Genomic DNA, 21641 nt, shown 5'->3' on the forward strand with positions numbered 1-21641 from the left:
CGTCTATAATCGCTAAAGGCGTCAGAGTCGATTGGGTTAGCTAGCACCCTGCGGTTTATGAACAACAATTTCTCAAGGAGCAAAATACAGCCTAAGGTTTTGGTTTCCACTATTGACGACCGACCCCAAACAGAAACACTACAAAAACAAGCGTATGGTTTTCGCGATCTCGATTTCTTCAAGCTGAAAATCTATGCCTTGCATGAGTCGAAGTACGCTTTTGGCGGATGAACCATAAATATTCTTGTCTCCTTGATTTTCTCATTTATATTAACCCTTGGTAGATATTTTGAGACATTCATCTCATTTCACTCCGTGGGAGGCACTATGTTTCGTGATTTTAAGCCTGTATGGAAAGCGTTTTTGATGAGCACGGTGGTGTGCATGTTCTTTTTTGGTTTCAGGGTTATTGCTGCCGGCCCGGACGCGCTCGAAGGTACAGAGAAAATTCCCGCCAACGACGCAATGTCGGCCCTGGAAGGGACTGCAGGACATGCTGCCGCCGCCGCACAGCCCTTTGAGGACGGGGTCGTCTGCCAGCCTCCCGGCCCCTGTATGGAGGCTGCAACGCAGCTGCCCCTGCGGGTGCTGCCACGACCTTTTTCCCATCTCTATCGTGAGATGCGGGCCGCCGAAGAGGCAATTGTGATGGCCAATATCGCGGCGTTCAAACCATTATATGTCTTTGATCGGCAGGGACTTGACCAGAGCAATCCCGCCGAACCCGCCGGCTGGTATCAGGTGGGTCGTTCCCGGACAACACCTGAAGGATGGATGCAGGCTAAAGACCTTCTGGAATGGCGCCAGGCCCTGCTTGTCAGCTACACCCACCCCGGCAATCCCCTGGAAGGGCGAAGCCCCGTGCTGATGTTTCGTGATCGCACCTCACTTGAGGCCATTGTCGACGACCTCGATATGGCGGGCAAGGCGAAGACCATCTACGACGGGATTGGCAGCGGCGCCATCCCCGAGAGCGTGGTCAGCATGGAGCCCCAGCGTTTTGTCGATATCACCCGGCAGTTCTATGTACTGCCCATTCTCCAGTGGTCCCAGACCCAGATTAACGGCGACGATGTCCGACTGCTGCAGCTGGCGGCCGCGGTGCCGCGCAGCCGGGGGGCCGATACCTTGGAAAGCACCGAATACCGTAATCAGGCCCAGGTTGGACGGACAGTGGCCAGCGGGCTGCTCAAGGATGCCAAAACCGACATTGTCTTTGTCATCGACACCACCAGGAGCATGCAGCCCTTCATCGACATGACCCGGAGCGCGGTGGCCGAGATGACTAAAAAGTTCAGTGCGGAAACCGCCGACCGGTTCCGCTTCGGCCTGGTGGTGTTCCGCGATTCTCTCGAAGCTGCACCCCAGCTCGAATATCTCACCCGCAATCTCACCCCTGAGCTGGTCAGCGGCGAAAAACTGGTCGAGCTTTTAGATACTGAAGGTAAGGCCACTGCGGTCGGCAGCGTCGACTATACCGAGGAGGGGTTTGCCGGCGTCGAGGCGGCCCTGCAGTCCAAGTGGCGCGAGGGTGCCTTGCGGTTCGTCATTTTCATCGGCGACGCCAGCTCGCACCCCAAAGGCCACGCCCAGAACACCACCGGCAAGGATGAGACCGACCTGCGCCGGGAATATGATGATGCCCAGGTGCATCTCTTTGCCATACACCTCCAGGACCCCCGTGCCGCCGAAGATCATCCGGCCGCGCTGGCGCAGTTTACCCACCTCGCTCGCGTTCGCGGTGATGACAACAGCGCGGCGATCAAGCAGATCAACGCATTTGAGCAGGAGCAGTATCGGGCCCTGGTCGACCACCTGACCTCGCGGATCAACGACCAGCTGACCCTGGCCACCGGCGGCAAGCCGGGGGGGGAATCCGCCCCGCTCGCCGAATTCGATAAGCTCTGGGAATCGGCACTGATCGAGTATATCGGCAAGGAAGCCACCCCCCCTAAGGATATCGTGGCCTGGGCGCTTGACCGCGACCTGGTCAACCCGGCCGACAAGTCCCTTGATGTGCGGGTGCTGGTGACCCGTGAGCAGTTGTCGTCGCTGGCCCAGTCCCTTGACCAGGTGGTGCAGGCGCTGATGCGGGCCGAGGTGACCCAGGGCCAGTTTTTCGAGGCCTTGCAGGGCGTGGCGGGGCAGGCGATGAAGCGGCCCGAGGATCTTGGCGGCCCAACTCGACTGGCCGACACCGGTCTGCTGCCGGCCTTCATCCAGAGCTTGCCCTATAAGAGCGACATCCTGTCGCTGACCGACGACATGTTCGCCAGCATGACGGCCGAGCAGCGGTCGCAGCTCGAATGGTCGATTCTGGCCAAGCTCGACCAGTACCGGACGATCAATGAGCAGGTTGATGCCTGGTTCCGGGTCAACGACACGGATCCCGACCAGGATCTGGTCTACCCGCTGCACCTCGATTACCTGCCGTAGATGGCTTCCGTGGTGTCAGAAACGGCTTTTGCGCCCATGGTCTGTCTGGAGGGGCTGGTCAAGACGCGCAGCCAGAGCGAGAGTGTTTTCGAACTGGAGGTGCCAGGATTTACCGTGCAGCCAGGTCAGATGGTGGCAGTGATCGGTGAGAGCGGCTGCGGCAAGAGTACGCTGCTCGATATCATCGCCCTGGTCATGACACCATCCGCCGTGGCACGCTTTGAGATCGCCAATGGTGCGGCGGGCATGGTGAGCGATGTCGCGGCGCTGTGGGCAAACGATGATGAGGACGCACTGACCGCCCTGCGCCGGGACGCCTTCGGCTACGTCCTGCAGACCGGCGGTCTGCTGCCATTTCTCAGCGTACGCCAGAATATCTGCCTGCCGGCCAGGATCAAGGGGCGCCGTCTCTCCCAGGCCCGGGTAGAGGGTCTAGCGAAAAGCCTGGGGCTTGCCGGCTGCCTCGACCGGATGCCGGTGTCATTGTCCATCGGCCAGCGGCAGCGGGCGGCGATTGCCCGGGCCTTGGCTCATCAGCCCCGGCTGCTGCTGGCCGATGAACCTACGGCGGCCGTCGACAAGGCCCGGGCCAGATCGATCATGGACGACATGCAGCGGCTTGCCCGTGAGGAATCGGTGGCGGTGGTGGTGGTGACCCACGATGTGGAGCTGATCGTCGATCGGGCAGATGCCGCCTACACCTTCGAGACGGTGCAGCTCTCCGAGCAGCACAGCCGTTCCATCTGTCGACCGGCAGAGGGTCTCTGCCCATGAGCTGCGCCAACCCCCTCAAACATATCCCCGCCTTGGCGGCATCCCATCTCAAGCATGAGTGGATCCTGACGTTTTGCCTGGTCATCGCCCTGGCGGCGGTCATCGCTCCGCTGCTCGTACTCCTTGGCTTGAAATACGGCACAATCCAGACCCTGCGCGAGCGGCTGGTGGAGGATCCCATCTTTCGTGAGATCAGGCCATCCCAGACCCGTGAGTTTTCCCCTCAATGGTTCGACGAGCTGCAGTCATGGCCGGGTATCGGCTTTGTCACCCCCACCATTCTGCCGCTGTCATCGGTGATCTCGGTGGTGGCGAGCGGTGGCAGGAACAGTGAACTCTTTGATCTGATCCCGACCGCCGCCGGTGACCCGCTGCTGCTGGAAAATGGCGGCGTCGTGCCGACTGACGGTGAGGTGGTGCTCTCGGCGGAGGCGGCCAGGCGCAGCGCGGTGGCCCCAGGCGATGAGATCACAGTGAAGGTGACCCGCTCTCGTGGCGGCCGCCCTGAACATGTCGAGGAGAGGCTTCGCGTGGTCTCCATACTCAGCCCTCGCGCCGGATCCCTGGCGCGGGTCTATGCGCCACTGGCCTTCGTGCTGGATGTGGAAGGGTACAAGGAAGGCTATGCGGCCCCGTCCCGAGGCTGGCCGGGGGACACGCCGCAGCCCTACCCGAGCTTCGACGGCGCCCTCTTGCTGATGCCAAAACCCATGCTGCCCATCGCCCGTTCGGGACTGATTATCAACACCGGCTTCGGCCGGATCGTCGATGGCTCGGCAAAGGATGCCGCGGAATTGCTCGGCTTTCCGGTACCCGAGGAGTTGACCGTCTACAATCTGCTTGCACCGGGTGCACCGGTGACGATAACCAACCTGCGCGCCATCGAGCAGAAACTGCGCGGGCAGACCGGCGTGCTTCTCCCCTATGTCCGTGGGCTCGATATGGCGGTGGACGGCAGCCGGACTGCGCCCATCGGCCTCTCTATCGACGAGAGGCAGGCCGAACTGCTCGGCATTCACTCGACCCCCTGGGGACGATTTGGCGGAACATTGCCGGAAAACGGTCAGCTTGTCCATGTCCTCTGGCCCGCGGCCACGCCAACTACGGCGACAGAGATTGCGGTTCGGGCAGTCGGGGTCGCTGAGCTCGATTTTCCGCTGCGCGTCGCTGGTTCGACCTCCCTGTCCCGGCCAGTGGTGCCTGTCGAGCTCCTGGGGGTGTTGCGGACCGCAACCCAGCGACCGATTGTTTTCAACCCCGCAACAGATCATTTCGAGATGGCGCGCGGCGGATACCGGGGATTTCGATTGTACGCCCGGTCCATTGACGATGTGCCCGCGCTCTACCACAGGCTGAAAAGCGAGGGCATCGAAGTGATCGCCGAAGTGGAGGCCATCGAACGGATCCAGGTGCTGGATCGCGGGCTGAGCCGGCTCTTCTGGCTTATCGCGCTGCTTGGCCTTTTTGGCTCCACAGCCGTACTGGTATCAAGCCTCTATGCCGCGGTGGAGCGGAGGCGACGGGATCTCGGGGTGTTGCGGTTGCTGGGCTTTGCCCGGCGCCATGTCTTTTTCTTCCCCATCGCCCAGGGCATCATGATTGCCGCTCTGGGACTAATGCTCGGCTTTGGCGGCTATGCTGCCCTGGCGCAGGTGATCAATCATGCCTTTGCCAGTGAACTCGCCCCTGGCGAGGCGTTCTGCACCCTGCCGGCACAGTATCTCCCCATTTTCTGTCTGGCTACCCTGGTGCTGGCCACCCTGGCCTCGCTGGTGGCGGCCTGGCGGGCAACCGGCATCGACCCTGCGGAGGTTATTCGTGAACAGTGATGGAATTTCAGGCTGGAATCTTTGGGTTGTGCGCGTGGCGGTCATCGTCGCACTGACCCTGCCCTGTCCGCTCCTTTTGCCCGTTCGTGCCTGGGCCGAGCCGCCACCGCAGACGGTGTACAACCCGAAACCGGCGGAAGGCGACCTGATCCTGCCCATGCCTGGCGAGGCGGAGATGGTCTTTCGCCGGGTGCAGGTACCGGGCAGTGGTTTCTGGGGGGATAGAAGCCGCATCATCCAGATCGGCGATGGCGCCGGGTCCATCTTCGAGGGGCTGCAGCGGACCCAGATAAGCGGCTCGTTTCCAACTGCTGACGGCAAGGTCTGGGAGATTGTTCTGGGCAAATACGAGGTGACCTGCGGCCAGTATATAGCGGTCATGGGGATGGATGCCCTGCTCGCCGCCAGTGGCGATCCGGAGGTGCAGAAGCTGCCAACCTTGGAGGGCCGTGCGCAGCGCGACGCCTTGATGCGGCCGCTTGCCTATGTCAGCCATGGCGATCTGCTGGAATTTGTCCGGCGCTATAACCAGTGGCTGTTCGATGCCGCCCACCCCGAGCGGCTCGAGGCCATGCCGCGGATCGACGGCGCCCCCGGTTTTCTACGTCTGCCGGCAGAAGATGAATGGGAATATGTGGCTCGAGGAGGACTGCCGGCCATCGAAGGCGGAACTTTCGACAACGGGCTGCCGTTTCCCGCCGCCGAAGCCAGCGAATACGCCTGGCATCTCGGCAACGCCAAGCACCAGTTGCGGCCCGTGGGCCTTCGTAAGCCCGATGGGCTGGGTTTTCACGATCTATTTGGCAATGTCCAGGAAATGACCTCCGGTCTCTTCAGGCCTGAAATCTGGCAGGGCAAGCCCGGTGGGGTGGCGGTACGGGGAGGCAGCGTGTCGAGCCCGCCAGCTGAGCTGCGCAGCGCGTTCAGGGCCGAGCTCGATGTCTATGCCTGGAATGTGGATGAGAAAACGGTCGAGGAGCGGCGCTCGTTCAATACCGGGGCCAGGCTGGCCATCGGTGCCAACGTGGTGGTCACCTCGGCCCAGCGCGCCGAGATAGAAAAGGAATACGAGGCCTACCGTCAGGAGCTGCGCCGCACCACCCCGGTCGGCCGGACTCTTGACAACCTGGTGGCCCAGGCCTCGGTCCAGCTGGGCGATGTCGACCCGATACTCGCCCGGCTGATCCAGGAGAATGAAAACCTCAGGGAGCCGTTGACGGCGGTGCAGGCCTCTCTTGAAAAAGCCAGGGAGCGGCTGGAGCTGGCCCAGCGTGAGAGTGCCCGCAGCCTGGCCCAGGACGCCGCCCGCAACGGGGTAAACCTCTCCGTTTATCTGTCGCGGCTGCAGCGGCTGGAAGCCACCTTGAAAACCGCGCAGGAGCTGGCGGCGGTATCCGCCCGCTACCAGGAGCAGGTCACAGCGGTGGAGAAGTCGGTAGCCGAGCTGACAACCGCGCTCAAGGCGCAGCTGGAGGGCTATCGTGACAAGGTGGCGAGTCTGGGAGACTACGAAAAAGGGTATATCGAGTATGCCTTCGCGCAGCTCGGGGGTCGGGAGATGACCGCCCGGGAGCGGGCTGTCATGGAGTTATTGCAGCTGCATGTCCAGGACTTCGCCGAGAAGCGTCATGCTGAGGCAGAGGTCTGGCTTGAGGCGTTCAGGAAGCGGTTTGACGGGTTTTCGGACTCGTCGACATGATGAAATCACGGGAGGGAAAAAGAGTATGAAAATCACGAGAACGATTATTTTGCTGGTGCTGGTCTGTGCGCTGGTCCCCGGATGCGCCGGAATGTCCGATCAGAATCGCACGAAGACCGAAGGTACGGCCATTGGCGCGGTTGCCGGAGGCCTGCTGGGTCTGGTTGTCGGCGGTGAGAAGGGGGCGGCCATCGGCGCCCTGGCCGGCGCCGGCGTCGGTTTTCTGGTCGGTAATGAGGTTGCCAAGCGCAAGCAGGCCTACGCCAGCAGCGAGGATTTCCTTGATGCCGAGATTGCCAGCACCCAGGAGTTCAACGCCACCACCCTGGCCTACAATAAGAAAATGGCCAAGGACATTGCCGCTCTTGAAAAGGAGTCGAAAAGCCTGCGGTCGAAATATGACAAGGGCAAGGTGGAGAAGAGTTCACTGGTTGCAAAAAGCGAGGCGCTGCAGAAACGGATTGACGAAAACGCCAAACTGGAAAAGACCCTGGCCGAGGAGCTTGAGGTCCAGACCGCGATTCTTGCCCAGGAGCGCAAAGGACGTCCTGCTGATGACCAGTATATCGCCCGCCTGGAGAAAGAGGTGAAAACCCTGCAGAAAAACCTGGAAACCCTGCGCGAGGGCAGCACCCAGCTCGCCAGCATCGATCAGAGGCTTTCGGTATGAACAGGCAGACTGTGGTGCTGATGATGCTGGTTGCCGGTCTGCTTGGCGGCTGCGCCTCTGGAGATCAGGACCCCCGGAGTGGCGGGCTGCTTGGCGGCATTTCCGGGTTGAGCAGCGGGGCCTACGAGAATCGGGTCAAGGAGCGTGAGGCCCGCCTGCAGCAGCTGCGGGCCACCCAGAGTCAGCTGGATGCCGAGAAGGGACAGCTGGAGGCCCAGAAGTCGACGGCTCAGGCCCAGCTCGACAAGGATCAGGCGCGGGTGAAGGCCATGCAGTCGGAGATAGCTGCCCTGGACAAGAAGACCAAAAGCCTCGCTGCCATGGAAGGCACTGACAAGCAGGCCGTTGCCGACCTGCAGAAACGGGTCAGCGACCTCAAGGGCAAGATGAACCGGCAGGCGTCTTCCCTGGATGATCTGGAAGGCAGCGGCCTGGGCGATGAGGATCTGGATCTGCGCCGTACTCAGCTCGAAAAGCAGCGCGATGCCCTGCGCAAGGAATACGAACTGCTCATGAAGATGCAGATGGAGCTGGCTCAGTGAGAATTGCGGTCGTCTTGTGGATTTTTGCGGTGATGGCAGCCTTGCCGTTTCCCGCAGAGGCCAAGGCCGCACCACTGGAGGAGATCCGCAGGATTCTGCTGAGCGAGGCTCTGGAGCCGCCGCCCCCTGCGGTCCTGGAGTCACTGGAAGAGGCAGGGTTGCAGGCGTTTCTTAAGCAGTTCGACCCCTATGCGCGCTATTTCCCGGCCCGAGACTACCAGTCTCCCGTGTCCGGGCGCGAGGCCTGGATCGGCATCGGTGCGGAACTGGTCGAGCGCGATGGCGAAATCCACCTCTCGGTCTACCGGGGCGGCGCGGCGGACATGGCGGGCATACCCGACCGATCGAAGCTGCTTGAAGTCGACGGCCGCAGCGTGGCCGGGCTGGGTGCCCAGGCCGTGGCGTCCCTGCTCAGGGGTGAAGAGGACACCGTCGTGCGTCTAGTCCTGACCCGGCCCGGCGGTGAGCGGCTTGACGTCGGGATCGTGCGCGAGGCCTTCAAGCCTCTCGACGTGGAGCCCGTTCCGCCGGGGGACCGGCAGATCCTGCGCATCCGCGAATTCGTGGCCGGGATGACCAGGCCCGCACTGCAGGCCACCATCGATTTTCTGGCCCGCAGAGGCGCGGCAAAGGACGGGCCGCTCATCATCGATCTGCGCGACGCCATGGGCGGCGATCTGTACGAGGCCTTTGACATGGCGGGCATGTTTCTGCCTGCGGGCACGCTTCTGGGAACTATCCAGGGGCGCGGCGAGGAGGTTCGCGAAGTGCGGACCTCTTCCGGGGAGAAATACCGCATGCCCCTGGCTCTCATCGTCGGCCCGGACACGGCCAGTTCCGCCGAAATCTTCGCCGGGGCCCTGCACCAGCAGGGCCGGGCCACGCTGGTGGGCCGGCGCACCTACGGCAAATGCAGCTCCCAGACCGACGCCCGCCTGTCCGACGGCTCGGTGCTGCGCTACACCAACCGCGACGTGCTGCTTCCGGGTGGGGGATCCTGTTCGGGAGCGGGGCTCGTGCCGGACAGAGAAGTTTCTGACGCGGAGCTGCTTGATCTGGCAAGGCTGGTGAGAGTGGTGGACGACATCCTAGCCGGCAAGTGATCAGGCAGGAAAAAGAGGCTCGCGGGACGACTCTAACGTCACGATGTGCCTAAAACAGGCCCTGTCGTTTTCGCTGAGAACCTGGCGCTTTGAACACGGAGGCATAATGAACCGTTGGCTCTCCATAGTGACATTTTTCCTGATTTTTGCATTCCCCGCACTTGCCTCCGAACCGGCCCACGACACGTTGCCGCCGGAACTCGTCCGCCTGCGGGACGAAGGCGGGCTTACGGTCCGTGCCCTGTGGGCCTGGAAGCTGGTACCCGAATCCACCGCGGGGGTGGCCATGGAATTCCGTGTCCTGGGCCTTGATCTCATTTCCGCCGACAGGGCGCAGCTCGCCGCCTGGCTGGGGCAGGCGGACGCGGGGCAGCTTGCCCTGAGCGGAACGCAGCGCGATGTTCTCGGACAGCTGATCAGCCGCATGGATGAAGGCTTGCCCTCGGGTGAACAGACCGTTTCCGATCTGTCCGTTGCCCCCGAACCTGCCGCTGCCGACGACAAAGGCGAGGCCAAGGATCTCGGCGAAATGATCAGGGAGCTTGGCGCTCAGGCTGAAGGCGGCGATCCCAGGGCCAAGGTCAGCCTGGCTCTTGCGGTCCGGGTCGGTGTTGACGGACCGCCTGATCCGGCCCGGTCCGTGGCCCTGCTCGAGGACGCCGCCGCAGCGGGGGATGCCGATGCCATGGCACTTTTGGCCGATGAATACGAATCGGGCATTCTGGTTCCGTACGACCCGCAGAAGGCAAGAACCTTGCGTGAACAGGCCGCCAAGGCCGGATCGCAACTGGCGCGATGGGCTCTGGAGGAGAAATGACAACGCAAAAGACAATAAGGCCATTTCTGCTGCTCGGAATCTGCCTGCTGCTGGTCTTTCCAGGCGAACTTTCGGCCAATCAGCTCAAACAGCCCAGCCTGGTGGACGCCACGGTGGAGACGACCATAACGGAAGTCGAAAAGCTGTTTATCAAATATCCGGAACTTGTAATCCAGATCAGAACCAACATGGTCAGCGTTGCTCACAATCCCAAGGTCTTTGACGGCATGGTCAAGAGACTCAAAGACTTGAGCCGTACGCCGATCTTTCTCGACAGCGCGTACACGCTGAAGGCTCTCCACGATATCATCAAGCTGACTGAGCCAGAAGAGAAGGCCGCCAGCGCGGCCGGTACGGCCGTGGGCTATCTTGGCAATGTGGTTGGCAATGTGGCGGTGGCCACGAAGATGGCGGGCAGTTCGGGCATCCTGACGCTGGGGGGCGGTTTTCTGCCCGGATTGGTGGTCAGCTTGTCGGCGAAAGCGGTGACAGAGATGACCACCGAGGCGGTCATGCTCTACTATGACCGGCAGAATGCAGCATTCAAGGAACGCTGGGCCGAGATCGAACTGCGGGAGAACGCCATTCGCGGCCTGCTCAGAGTCAACGATTTGCTCAAAGCCGGCAAGCTCAACGAGGCCCAGATGTATCTGACCAGGGTCCAAATATATCTCATCAAAAATTCTTTCCCAAAAGATGGCATCTACGAACAGATTGACCGCCTCACGGGCCTGATCAAAAAGGCCGAGGACAAGGCCTGGGCCAACCGGATCATAGCGGAAGCCCGGGTCTCGTTTCAGCAGGCCTACCGCTGGGCCGTGCTGGGTCGCAATCTTAATGCCGCCAAGGGTCTGGTTCAGGAGGCCGTCACGGTCCTCCAGAGCGGTGTGTCGCGCGTTCCGGAATTGCAGGCCAACATCGACAAGTGTGAACGACTGCAAGCGTATATCGACGGCCTCATTGCCGAGGCTCCCCCTTTGGAAGCTGTAAGCGTCAGCGGTCCCGACAAGGTTGTCGCGGGAGAATCCTGCGAGTTTGAGCTTCGCGTCACCGGCGGCCTTCCGGACTATCACCCCATCGAGATGAACGGTTACGCCCATGCCACTGGAGCGACCGTTTACTGGGAGGCACCCGCTGATCCGGGTGAAAAAAACCTGACTTTCCGCATCAGGGACGACAAGGGACAGACCGCCGAAGCCGTCAAAAGCGTGGAAGTACTGGCGGTCAACGAGCCGCCGGAGGCTTCCGCGCCCCTGAACGAGGAAGATGCGAAGTTTCTGCATCTTGGCCAGGCAGGTCGAACGGATAATTTTGAGATAACGTTAACGGCTGTCGCAAAAGCATCATACTGGACAAAAGACAAGAAGGAAGACGAAGAATATGTCGTTGTCGCCATTCGAGTGGTGAATATCTCGAATGAGGAAAAAAGCATTGGCGCAAACGATTTTCAGTGGGTTGACAGCCAAGGATATCGGAACGGAATAGAAAATTATTCAGGTGTAAAGACTGAAGAGTCTATGCCTGATACTTTTGGGGCGCAAACACTGTCCCCTGGAGATTCATTCGAAGGAAGTATGGTGTATTTGATTCCTAAAAGTATGAGCCGTGTTGAGTTTCACTATTTGAAGGGGTACTCGCTAAAGCCTGATTTGCAATTCTTGGTTCATAAATAAATGGATTTTTTATGATAATTATGAAAAATGAAGGCTGCGAGCTGGTCTTTGGGGAGGAAGGATGAGACGGATTCTCATGACGCAGTTGCTGGCGACATCGTTGTGTTTGATGATGGTGGCTATTTTCAGTGGTTTTGGCTTTGCCTCTCCCGTGGAGATCGCCACCGGCCCCGACGGGCTGTTGCAGATGGAGCAGCAGGGCAAGGTCACGGTCCGCGCCCTGCGGGGCTGGGGCCGGCTGCCCGACGAGTACGTGAAACTGGCGCAGCGGATGAGGCAGGAGGCCGGGCTGGACCTTCTGGGGGCGAACCTTGATCAGATCAGGCAGTGGAGCGCCGACCCAGCCATGGCACAGTTCGGAGCCGACCTATCGAAGCTGGCCGCCTTGATGGAGGGGGGCGAGCATCTCGACTGGGCGCAACACCCCCCGGACGCCTCCTTGTCCGCCGGCACCCTCCTACGTAGCGGGGGTACGCGCTGGGCGCAGGCGGCGGACGGTCCCGTCGAAGTCCCGGGCGCGATAAAGGCCGAGTCCGCTTCGACCGAGCCTGCCCAGGCTGCGTCCGAACAGGCGGCCCTGCCTCCCGCAGCCCCGAGCGACGCTGGTCCGGCGGACGGGCTGGAATTTCCCGTCAACGACCAGGTGCCAGGCACATACAGGGTCAAGCTGCGCGCGGAAGGTCTCACGCCGGCCAAGGCCGAGGACGTCCCCTACTTCCAGCGCCGCCTCCAGAGCATGATCCCCGGGAACCCGGCAGTTTTCGAGGGCGAGAAGCGCTATTTCGACAAGCTTGGCGAGTACATGACCGTCCGGCCCGTGCTTGAAGGCGACAATCCCTATGACCTCGTTCTCGGGTTCGTCGCCCTGGACACCCCCGTGGTCATCCGCGTCGACGCCCCAGAGAACCCCGAGATAGCTTTGAGCGACCAGGAGATCCGGGACAAGGTCTCCTACCGGGTGGTCGGCAAGACGGTACTTGTCTACCGCCATGACGAGGCCACGGGAGAGGCGGATATCAACTTCGAGGAGAGCCGTGACGGCATGGTGCGCTGGACCCCGCGCGCTGATCCCGGTTCCGGTCGCCCCGTAGGCCCCCGGGTGCTGGGAATATACATGTCCTACAAGATCAGAAAGTATGTCGGGGACAATGAACTGGGCACCCTGAGCACCAGCCAACACCGCATCGGCTGGGTTGTAGCGGCCATGCCGGGCGATGTGTACGAGCATGAAGGGGCACTCTACGCTGTGGGTCAGGACGAGTCTCTTTCGGCAGGAGGGACGGCAGGTGCAACCGCGGCGGCCGAGAACTTCGATTTCGAGGTGTCACAGTACGCCCTCGATGAAGGGGCTATCAAACTGTCCGATGACCTGCGTCACGTTGCCTGGGTCGAAGGGGAGAAGAAGGGGCAGAAGCGTGTCATCGTCAACGGTGTGGCCGGTAAATGGTACGACGATGTCAAAGGCTATGGTATGCGTTTTACGCCAGGGGGGGAAACGTTCTGTTTCCAGGCAGAACTTGGCGAGAAGGAGGTGCTCGTCTGCAATGGGGTTGACGGTCCGGTCTTCGACGACATCGATTTCATGGAAATGAGCATCGACGGGGCCCATGTATTGGTCGGAGGCAATGCGGGCGGTACGAATCTGGTCTATCTCGACGGCAAGAAGGTTCGGCAGACCGCCAACCGCGTTCGTGAAGGAATGGTGGCCTGGAACGGCAAGGCTGCCTGGGTCGAGCGGGGCCGCAACGATCAGACCGGCGGCGAGTTCGCCATGGTCGTGACCGCAGAGGGTGTCGAGGGACAGAAATATCCGGCAATTCACAGCAATCTTCATTTCACGAAGAACCGCGCCGAGCTCTATTATATCGCCGAGAAGGAGGATAAAATGCGCTTCCTGGTGCGTGATAGCGAAGAGCTCAAGCCCACCATGGGCTATGGTTACAAATTCACCGTCACGGAGGATGGCGCGTACTACTCGTACGTGGGCTATCTGGAAGACAAGGTGCGGTCCATGGTGGTGAACGGTACGATCGGTGATGAATTCAATGACATATGGAACCCGGCAACCTTCAGCGCCGATGGCTCGCGGCATATCTATTCAGGCAAGAGGGGCGAGGAGGCTTTTCTGATTGTCGACGGGCAGGTCGTGACCCATGGGTACGGGGCGCTAAAGAGTGTGATTGGGGAAACTTTCAGCCCCGACGGCAGCCGCTGGGCGGCTGGCTTACAGTTGAGCGAGGAGGAGTACGCGGTGGTGGTGGACGGCAATGAGGTCGGTCGCGGCCAGGGTTCGCCCCGGAAGATCGTTTTCAGCCCTGACGGGGCTCGGGTTGGATGGCTGGAAAAGCAGAAGAAATCATGGAAGGCATATGTCGACGGCCAGGCTGGGCCGGAGTTCCGGGAAATCTATGACGACGAGCCGCCGCAGTTCAGTCCAGACGGTAAATCCTTTGTCTATTTTGCCAGGGACACGGAGAAAAAGATGCACATCGTGGTGTTCGGGGGCGAGGACAGGGTGCATGACATCATCCCCCCCAGGGCAGTCTTCACTCCCTCTGGCGTGGAGTATCTGGCCATCGACGGCACCCGGTTCCGGAAACACGCCATCGAATTGCCCTGAGCATAATGTCCCGCCTTGGAACATCGGAGCGGGACGCTCTTTTCTGACGAGAATACGGCAAATCAAACGGCAGTAGCCTAACCCCGAATATTGTGTCTGCTGGTTCCATAGTCGAGGTATCAAGGGTGTAGTTGTAGTGTTCTACCGTAAGCCTTTGATAGCGAGGGGTATTGGACCAGAAGATACGCCCGAAGGGGTGGAAAAGTATTTTTTGTTTTCGGATACAGATTGTAACTGACGTATTATATTTCCATTTGTTGATAATGATCTGAAATGAAATGATATATAATCAATTCAGGCAGATTTTCATGCACTGTCCGGGCTAAAGATTGTCGAAGAGAACGTGCGATCGGTTGTGAGGATGAAGCCTCACAACCGATCGCGCGTTGCGCTGTCAGGTTTTTCCCGGCGGTGAAAATACCTGACTCAGGGGGGTGTCAGGACTTGCCGAACTTGATCAGCGACTCAAGGAAGTTGCGAAGGTCATGGGTCACCTCCAGTGAGCTCTTGCCGCCCGACAGCAGGCGGATGCGGCGGTCGGCCTCCAGCGGGTTGATGCGGCCCGAGCCCATGCCCTCCAGAACTTCGTTCATCTTCTCCCAGTAGTTTTTGTGTTTCATGAATGCCTCGTAGTTGGCCTTGTCCGTCTTGGGCGGGAGCTTTTCCTCCAGGAGGGGCTTGAGGCGCCTGTGGTACTCCTTGGCCGTGCTGCGGGAGATTTCCACGTGCTTCTCGATGCGGGTGAACGGCTGGTCCTTTCTCCGCAGGTGGTCGCCCTTGAACTGGTTGACATCGGCGGTCTGTCCGGCCCAGGCCTTGTTGGCCCTCAGGATGCCGTTCCTCTCGATGATGGCCAGATCCTTGTAGGCTTCGGAGTGCCCGCCCGTGGTAACGGTCTCCCAGGAGCGCTGGGGATTCTGGCCAGTGACTTCTTTGTAAGATTCTTCCCATTTTTTTTGGGCCTCGGCCTGCCACAGGCTCTCGGGCACGGGGCGGGCGTTCTTTTTCGGCGCGATGGGCAGGCCGTTGGCGTCGAATTTGACCTGTCTGGCTATGTCAAAATCCGTATTCACGGTCTTGCCTTGTCCGGCATTGCGGATCGACGTGAGGTCCTCGGGGTTCCATTCGGCGCTCATTTTCTGGTGGAAGGTCTTTTCCACGCGATTGTGGACGCGGTCCATGCTGTTCACGAAGCGCTTGACCATCTCTCTATTCTTGGGATTGCGTTGATGGCTCTTCATGATCATCTTGGCCTGGGGCGAGGAGTGGATCATGATCGAGCGTTCGTCCAGTTCGCGCAGGATCTTCTTGATCTCCGAGGGTGGTGCCTTTTCCTTGCGAGCCGTCTGCAACTTCTTGAAGGTGCTCTTGTACGAATTGACGCGCTTGCGGCCTTCGACAATCCCGGCCTTGTAGCCCTTAAACTCCACCTCGGTCAGGGGCCGGTTGAAGCCGTCGTCGGGGATGCCCGAGGGCTTGATCTTGCCCAGACTCGGCGTGTTCTGTCCGTCCGGGGCCTCGACCTTGCCCGACGCCTTGGGGGCGTCCGGCGCGTCGGCGCGAGCGCCCCCACGGCCCTTCACGGCGCCATAGCCCCGTGACACTCCCCTGGCCACGAAGCCCATGGCCTTGTCCATGGCGATGCCCTTGGCAACTTCCCAGCCCGCGCCCTTGAAGCCTTGCTCCCAGCCGCCGCCGCTCTCCACGGCGGCCTCGAAGCCCCGGTAGGCGTCCACCGCCACGCCCGTGAGCTGGTTGTAGGAACCGCCCACGCGCAGGAAGGCCTCCTTGGGTCCGCCCTCGATGTAGCCGAGCGTGCCCTGGTAGACCCGGTTCACGGCCGGACCGCCGATGAAGGACAGGCCCATGAGAGTCTTGTCGGCGAAGCTTTTGGTCGTCTCGGCCGTTTGCAGGCAGGTGTCGGCCCACTCGGCGTCGGCGTCGGCCTTTTTCTTTTCGTCTTCCCAGTGGCCCGTGGCCACCCCGTAAACCTCCTTGATGACCTCCGAAGCCTTGGCCGTGTCCGTGGCCGTCATGACCTCGGGGCTGAATCCCTTGGAGACGATCTCGCGGACTTTGGCGGCCTTGTCGTAGGGCAGGGTGTCGGCCATGGACAGGGCTTTCTTCATGGCCCGGTCGACCTTCTCCATCTTGCGCTGGTCGGCCGCGATGTTCTGGATGAACTGGCTGCGCGCGTAGTCGTCCCAGGCCGAGCGGGTGTGCACGATGACGCCGGTCTTGAGGCTCTCGATGCGATCCTGCTCGGCCTGGATGTTGGCCCTGGCATGCAGGACGCGCATCTCCAGGTCGTGGCGGCGGACGGGGTCCGTCTCCTTTGCGATCTCGGCGACATCCTTTTCCATGTTGCGCTGGATGCTCTCCACGTTGGCCGAGTGGAATTCGATGGCCTCCTGGTCGATGACGCGCCGCTCTTCGGCGGGCTGGTCGTCGACGATGTGCAGGGGGGTGTCCTCGGGGCCGATCTCGGCCACGGGTTCCTGCGCTTCCACGGGCTTTTCCTCTTCCCTATTTTCTTGCTGGGGGGGCTGCTTGGGCACAGGGGCCTCGGCGACCTGTTGCGGCGCGCCGCCGGCCACCAGGGCGTCGAACTGACGCAGGCGGGCCTCTTCGGAGTCGGCCAGCTTGTCGCCCATGGCGGCCCATTTCATGGCGGCGGCGTGGAAGGCTTCCTGGGTGCGATAATGAGCCAGGGTGTCCTTGATGGTCGAGTCATTCATTTCGTGGCCGATGCCCGCGCCGATGGTCTCCTTCAGCTGCGCCTCGGGGTTTTCGATAAGCTTGGCCGCTTCCAGACGTTCCGCAAGGATGCGGTCGTTCTTGATGCGCGCCTCTTCGAACAGGTCAGGCGATATTTCGGAAAATTCCGGGAAGGGCCCACCCGTATACCGCTGGGCATGAAGAACCCAGGGCTCCCCGTCTTCGTCCGTGTATGTGAAGTTGATCGTATCGCTCTCGAGGCCGGACAGGATGTCGATGCTGTTCAGATCGACGGGCTCGACGTACCCGTACTCCTTCTCATCGTAGGTTCCAGTGTCCAGAGCGATGCAGTAATAGGTTTCGGATTTTCCATAAGAGTAAATAAGGAAATGGTATGGCTGGTGCATGATGGAGCCGCCGCTCTCCCCCACGTAGTTATTGGGATGGATGATGTACCCGACCCACTCGCCCTCGGGTCCCGGCTGCTCCACCAGAGCTTTCAGGAAATCCTTGGCGCCCTTGTACCGCTGCTGGCCCTCGGTCATGAGAGTTCTGCCGTCGGGCGGGTTGCCCAGAGCGACCAGTTCGGCCACGACTTCGTCCAGGCGCTTCTGGCAGGACAGGATGGTGTTGCGGTGCTGCCGGGCCAGAGTCACGCCCTCCATAGCCAGGGCCGGGTCGTCGGCCTCGGACGCCCAGGCGATCTGCTCCATAGCTTCTTCGAGACGGGCGCCGGCCTCGGCCACAGCGCCGCGCAGGGACAGGAACTCACCCAGCAGCGGGTTGAACCTGTTCAGGTAGTCCACGGCCTCGGGGGAGGGGTACTGGCGCAGCACGCCCCAGGTCCTGCGGAAGGACTGCTCCTCGGCCTCGGACATGGGGCCGTAGACCATGCGCATGCCCTCCATGGCCGCGGCCACGGCCCCGTCCCACTGGGTCGGGGTCAGAGCGTTGATGTCCAGGAATGGAGCGGATTTCATGGGCGGCAGGGCGGTCGGTTCGACGTTCGAGGCGGCGAAAGGGACGCCGGCCGTCTGGACGGTGGGGCTTTCCGGGTCGGCAGCGGAATCCTCTTCCGGGGCCGGGATCCCTTCAGCGAGAATCGCGGCCAGCTCCGCCTCCAGGGCCGCATCATCGGCCGGGAAGCTTTCCATGACGTTGGTGGCCGCCTCCTGCGGTGCGCTGTCCGCAGATCCTTCGGCCGTTCCGGCCTCACGCATGGCCTCGGCGACCAGACCCAGGCTCTCACGCTCTGCAGGCGAGAGCGTCGCACCATGCTCCTGTAATATGGCGCCGAGTTGCTCAGGCGTGGCACCGAGCACATCGATGCCTTTGGCGCGCAACCCGGCCAGGGGGGCCATGGCGGCGGCCGGGATGCGACCATAGCCGACCAGGGCCCGGACTGTCAGGGCGTTCTTTTCGGCCAGGCCGCGCAGGGTCTCGTCGGCTCCGGCCCGCTGTGAAACCGTGGCGGAACTGCCGGCTGAAACCGTGTTGGGGCCTGCTCCGGTCTGGGCCAGGGCAGCGGCTGCACCAAAAAGGCACACAAAGCATAGAAGCAGCGCGACAAAGGGCAAGGTGTGAACTGGAACGCGATTGGGCGGGATCATATCGTGTCTACTCCATATAACTGATTTTAATTGCGCAACATATATGGGTTCGAGCGAAATTGCAATCGCACAAATCTTGCATAAGGCCTTGCGACCGGCCCTCTGCTTGGCCGATATCTTTCCTGCGGGTAACTTCAGGTTCGACCGCAGTTTGATATGCACATGGATGCCCGGATTCGCCCCCACAAATTTCACGGATGTCTCTTCTTCATCCTGTAGGGCTCAGAACGCACTTTTACCGTAGCCCCGGTCTTCTCTGCATACCAGGGCAATGCGCAATCCTCCAATCAGCCAGAAACACGTTCCGCCGCAACTGCCGCAAATGCGCGTTGGAATGTGCCGGCGGCAAACATTGCCGGCCACTGGTGGCATCGTCTTTTTTCATCGGAATCGCAAAAACGGTCGTTTGCGCCGCGCTGGCAGGCGGCATGGTCAAGAATGGGTGCTGCACCTGTTGCCAGCGTGCGTTCAACCCTTGCCTTGAGCACCTCTTTACGGGTACGGTTATGAAAAAACTCGGCGTGAGCATATGAAGATTGCGCCGAAAGCCGTTGCTTTTGGATGCCAGGAGGGGTTGGAATGGGTCGCTTTATTACCGTGATTTCGCTATGCGTGATGCTGGCCGTGTGCGGCGGGCCAGCTGTCAATGGCACCCAGACCTCCACGGATGCCATGCTAGAGAAGGCTTCAGGCCCCGCCGCTCTGGTGGAAATTGAGCAAAAAGGCAATGTCACCGTGCGGGCCATCAGGGGTTGGGGGCGTCTGCCGGAGAGGTTTATCCGGCTGGGCCAGGAGTTGCGACGGGACTCGGGATTCGACCTGCTGGCCGCGGATCGGGCTCTGCTCTGGGAGTGGATCAGCCTGGCAGATACCGGCGATGGTAAACTGGCGGCGGCGAGGGAAGGGCTTGTCGAGCTGCTCGGCTTTATGGAACGGGGAGACTATCTCGACTGGCAGCCTATCGCCACAGTGGTCGAGGCCGAAACAGGATCACCGCTCCGACAGGGTGGAAAGCGCTGGATACACGGCCAGCCTTCTCTGGATGATCCGGCCGCCGTACATCCGGCCGAGAACAGCGAGGCGGTCACGCTCTTTGCTGGTGAGATGATGCCGGAGTGGCTGCCCTATCAGGCAGATGGCGGCAAATTCGAAGGTTTTGCTACCATCGGCAACGGCCTCATGAGCATCAAGGTGGAGGCGGGCCACTCCTGGGGCCGTACCGGCATCCGCTCAGAATCGGCAATGGTGGAGTATCCTCGTGGACGGCAGGAAGCAATCCGACTGACTGCCCTGTTCGAGCCGCAGGCAACCTCAGATGCCATTATCTCCCTGGTACCGTCATCGGCGAAAACCGATGACGAGTGGCGGTATCACCATGTCCGGGTGGGGATGCATCTGGATAAGGACGAAGGCCCCACTACCCTGACCCTGTGGATTGCACGTAAAACGGTGATGACCAGGGAGATCTCCGGGCCGCTGGAGCGTTTCGATCTTCTCCTGCGTCCCGATGATGTGGTTCTCGTGACCGATGGTAAGGGGAAAACCCTGCTGCAGGGTGTCCTGCCTGAAGAAGATACTCCCCCAGAGGGTTACCGGCTTTATGCCCTGACGGGTTCCACCTCCGTCCGCCGGGGAAAGCCGCTACGCATGGCACTTCGTTCCATCCAACGTGTTCAGGAGCCATTTACTGCCCAATTTGCCCCAGATTCTCTGCCGGACGGCAACCAGCAGATCACTCTCTTTGAGCAGGGAGTACTCGGTCATCTGTGGGTACCGACTGCCGGGCGGGGCAGTGTTTTTGCAACCAATGCCAGCCTCGATGACGGTGAGCTGATGGTCGATGTGCCCGCCGGTGGCCACTGGGGAAAGGTCGGGATCTATTCGCCTGGCGCCCTGGTCTGGCTCGATAGGTTCAGCTCGGGTGGCGAGGCCGCGGTGACCTTCGAGTTCGATTCTGCCCGCACAACGGGTTTCGTGGTGGCCTTGTCCCCGCTTTACAACCTGGTGGGCAACGACCCTAGCAGGCCCCACCTTTGGGCCCAATGGCATGCCAACGAGGATGGCTCGGCTGGCAGGAGCATGCTCTTCATTAAGCCGGATTTCCCCAAGACCGCCTGGGAGGGTGAAACCTCGGCCGCCGCGCCGGATAGCGTAACGTTGAGGATTTCGCCAGAAGGCGTCCTTGTCGAGGGGCTGGGAGCGCCCCAGGAGCGTTTTCCCTGGCAGGTGGCCATGCCGAACATGGGATTTCGGGTCTACGTCTTCAGCCATGCCGAAAAAGCGGGTTCCCCGGTACGTATGGTTCTTCGCAGAATCCAACTTGACCGCCAGATGGGGGTTGAGCCACCGACCCCCGAAACGGCCGAGAAGGTTGAGCCTCTTGAGGTTACCCCCCTGTTTGCAGGTCAGCTGGGCGAACTGTGGGAGCCCTACGCGGTCAGGGGGGCGAGTTTTGAGGAGCACGGTCGTTTTGCGAATTCCCGGCTGGTAGCAGAGGTGCCGGAGGGAAAACACTCATGGAGAAAAGTCGGAATTGTCTCGAAAACGCCCGTTTTCGAATTCAACGAACGAATCCTGCGCACCTCGTATGCGGTTCGCCTCAAATGCGATCCTGCCGGTACCAGCGGTGTGCAGGCGGTGTTCAGGTCGTCAAAATCGGCCGATATGGAAAAGGGTGCCGATGTACTCGCAAGCTTTGTCCGGCATGATACGGGCCGCCATGCCGGGCGATACGTCCTGTCGCTTAGCGGCGAAAATGCAATTTACCGGAACTGGCAGCGGACGGTCGACGCCACCTGGGTGGAACAGCACTGGGACGGTGAACTTGAGATCTTGTTCGGCAATGGTTGGGTGGAGACCGGTATTGCAGGCGGGCCGAGGGTGCGAGGCACGGAGCTGCGCACAGGAAAAGGCTGGAGCTACCATATGTCTGTGACCACCTTACCGGCAACACCGCTCGGAACAGCACGTCTGACGCTCGCGAACATCACCGGCCAATGGATAGCACCAGACGGCATGACCGCAGGGGAGCGCTGGCAGCTGGTCGACGATGAGGACTTTGATGCCGGGGCCTTTCTCGATGAACTGGCCGGGGAACTACCGGGAGAGTGATGAACCGTGGCTTTATTGCCGAGTACGCTGCAACAAGGA

General features: G+C 61.0%; 13 protein-coding genes. 11 read left to right on the forward strand and 2 right to left on the reverse strand.

Annotated features, from left to right (window positions below; all coding sequences use genetic code 11):
• Positions 1 to 327: 327 nt before the first annotated feature.
• The 10 genes from BUF15_RS21505 (at position 328) to BUF15_RS21550 (ending at position 14163) form a co-directional block, all read left to right on the forward strand.
• Positions 328 to 2436, forward strand: a complete 2109-nt coding sequence (locus BUF15_RS21505) for a VWA domain-containing protein (protein WP_200802449.1) — start codon at positions 328 to 330, stop codon at positions 2434 to 2436.
• Positions 2437 to 3210 carry an ABC transporter ATP-binding protein gene (locus tag BUF15_RS21510; protein ID WP_073615778.1) on the forward strand — a complete coding sequence of 258 codons (774 nt, stop codon included), beginning with the start codon at positions 2437 to 2439 and terminating at the stop codon, positions 3208 to 3210.
• Positions 3207 to 5039 carry an ABC transporter permease gene (locus BUF15_RS21515; protein ID WP_073615779.1) on the forward strand — a complete coding sequence of 611 codons (1833 nt, stop codon included), beginning with the start codon at positions 3207 to 3209 and terminating at the stop codon, positions 5037 to 5039. Before BUF15_RS21510 ends, BUF15_RS21515 begins: the two co-directional genes overlap by 4 nt.
• Positions 5029 to 6738: an SUMF1/EgtB/PvdO family nonheme iron enzyme gene (locus tag BUF15_RS21520; RefSeq protein WP_073615780.1), complete on the forward strand. Its 1710-nt coding sequence runs from the start codon at positions 5029 to 5031 to the stop codon at positions 6736 to 6738. The genes BUF15_RS21515 and BUF15_RS21520 overlap by 11 nt, the downstream gene beginning before the upstream one ends.
• Positions 6739 to 6763: 25 nt before the next feature.
• Positions 6764 to 7408: a YMGG-like glycine zipper-containing protein gene (locus tag BUF15_RS21525; RefSeq protein ID WP_073615781.1), complete on the forward strand. Its 645-nt coding sequence runs from the start codon at positions 6764 to 6766 to the stop codon at positions 7406 to 7408.
• The gene (locus tag BUF15_RS21530) at positions 7405 to 7950 is read left to right on the forward strand and encodes a hypothetical protein (RefSeq protein ID WP_073615782.1); all 546 of its coding nucleotides are present in this window, start codon (positions 7405 to 7407) and stop codon (positions 7948 to 7950) included. Before BUF15_RS21525 ends, BUF15_RS21530 begins: the two co-directional genes overlap by 4 nt.
• The gene (locus BUF15_RS21535) at positions 7947 to 9053 is read left to right on the forward strand and encodes a S41 family peptidase (RefSeq protein WP_143170823.1); all 1107 of its coding nucleotides are present in this window, start codon (positions 7947 to 7949) and stop codon (positions 9051 to 9053) included. The genes BUF15_RS21530 and BUF15_RS21535 overlap by 4 nt, the downstream gene beginning before the upstream one ends.
• Before the next feature lie 106 nt (positions 9054 to 9159).
• Entirely contained in the window at positions 9160 to 9870 is a 711-nt protein-coding gene (locus tag BUF15_RS21540; RefSeq protein ID WP_143170824.1) for an SEL1-like repeat protein, read from the forward strand.
• A complete protein-coding gene (locus BUF15_RS21545; protein ID WP_073615784.1) occupies positions 9867 to 11543 on the forward strand; it encodes a DUF4352 domain-containing protein in 1677 nt (558 codons plus the stop codon). The genes BUF15_RS21540 and BUF15_RS21545 overlap by 4 nt, the downstream gene beginning before the upstream one ends.
• Before the next feature lie 61 nt (positions 11544 to 11604).
• Positions 11605 to 14163 (forward strand): TolB family protein, encoded by a 2559-nt coding sequence (locus tag BUF15_RS21550; RefSeq protein WP_073615785.1) that lies wholly within the window; start codon positions 11605 to 11607, stop codon positions 14161 to 14163.
• A gap of 437 nt (positions 14164 to 14600) precedes the next feature.
• On the opposite strand, the gene BUF15_RS21555 is transcribed toward BUF15_RS21550, so the two are convergent.
• Both BUF15_RS21555 and BUF15_RS26905 read right to left on the reverse strand, forming a co-directional pair.
• Positions 14601 to 18491: a hypothetical protein gene (locus BUF15_RS21555; RefSeq protein ID WP_143170825.1), complete on the reverse strand. Its 3891-nt coding sequence runs from the start codon at positions 18489 to 18491 to the stop codon at positions 14601 to 14603.
• Between the two features lie 287 nt (positions 18492 to 18778).
• Positions 18779 to 19144, reverse strand: a complete 366-nt coding sequence (locus BUF15_RS26905; RefSeq protein WP_143170826.1) for a hypothetical protein — start codon at positions 19142 to 19144, stop codon at positions 18779 to 18781.
• Between the two features lie 19 nt (positions 19145 to 19163).
• On the opposite strand from BUF15_RS26905, the gene BUF15_RS21565 reads away from it, so the two are divergent.
• On the forward strand, positions 19164 to 21602 hold the full coding sequence (locus tag BUF15_RS21565; RefSeq protein WP_143170827.1) for a hypothetical protein: 2439 nt from the start codon (positions 19164 to 19166) through the stop codon (positions 21600 to 21602).
• The last annotated feature ends 39 nt before the right edge of the window (positions 21603 to 21641 follow it).

This window comes from Desulfopila aestuarii DSM 18488 (assembly GCF_900143695.1).
Taxonomy (GTDB): Bacteria; Desulfobacterota; Desulfobulbia; order Desulfobulbales; family Desulfocapsaceae; genus Desulfopila; species Desulfopila aestuarii.

What these genes read in the sequence shown, in the direction of transcription:
- BUF15_RS21545 (WP_073615784.1), top strand. Translation starts at nt 9,867, where the DNA reads ATGACAACGCAAAAGACAATAAGGCCATTTCTGCTGCTCGGAATCTGC.
- BUF15_RS21540 (WP_143170824.1), top strand. Translation starts at nt 9,160, where the DNA reads ATGAACCGTTGGCTCTCCATAGTGACATTTTTCCTGATTTTTGCATTC.
- BUF15_RS21530 (WP_073615782.1), top strand. Translation starts at nt 7,405, where the DNA reads ATGAACAGGCAGACTGTGGTGCTGATGATGCTGGTTGCCGGTCTGCTT.
- BUF15_RS21525 (WP_073615781.1), top strand. Translation starts at nt 6,764, where the DNA reads ATGAAAATCACGAGAACGATTATTTTGCTGGTGCTGGTCTGTGCGCTG.
- BUF15_RS21505 (WP_200802449.1), top strand. Translation starts at nt 328, where the DNA reads ATGTTTCGTGATTTTAAGCCTGTATGGAAAGCGTTTTTGATGAGCACG.
- BUF15_RS21550 (WP_073615785.1), top strand. Translation starts at nt 11,605, where the DNA reads ATGAGACGGATTCTCATGACGCAGTTGCTGGCGACATCGTTGTGTTTG.
- BUF15_RS21565 (WP_143170827.1), top strand. Translation starts at nt 19,164, where the DNA reads ATGCTAGAGAAGGCTTCAGGCCCCGCCGCTCTGGTGGAAATTGAGCAA.
- BUF15_RS21515 (WP_073615779.1), top strand. Translation starts at nt 3,207, where the DNA reads ATGAGCTGCGCCAACCCCCTCAAACATATCCCCGCCTTGGCGGCATCC.
- BUF15_RS21555 (WP_143170825.1), bottom strand. Translation starts at nt 18,491, where the DNA reads ATGATCCCGCCCAATCGCGTTCCAGTTCACACCTTGCCCTTTGTCGCG.
- BUF15_RS21510 (WP_073615778.1), top strand. Translation starts at nt 2,437, where the DNA reads ATGGCTTCCGTGGTGTCAGAAACGGCTTTTGCGCCCATGGTCTGTCTG.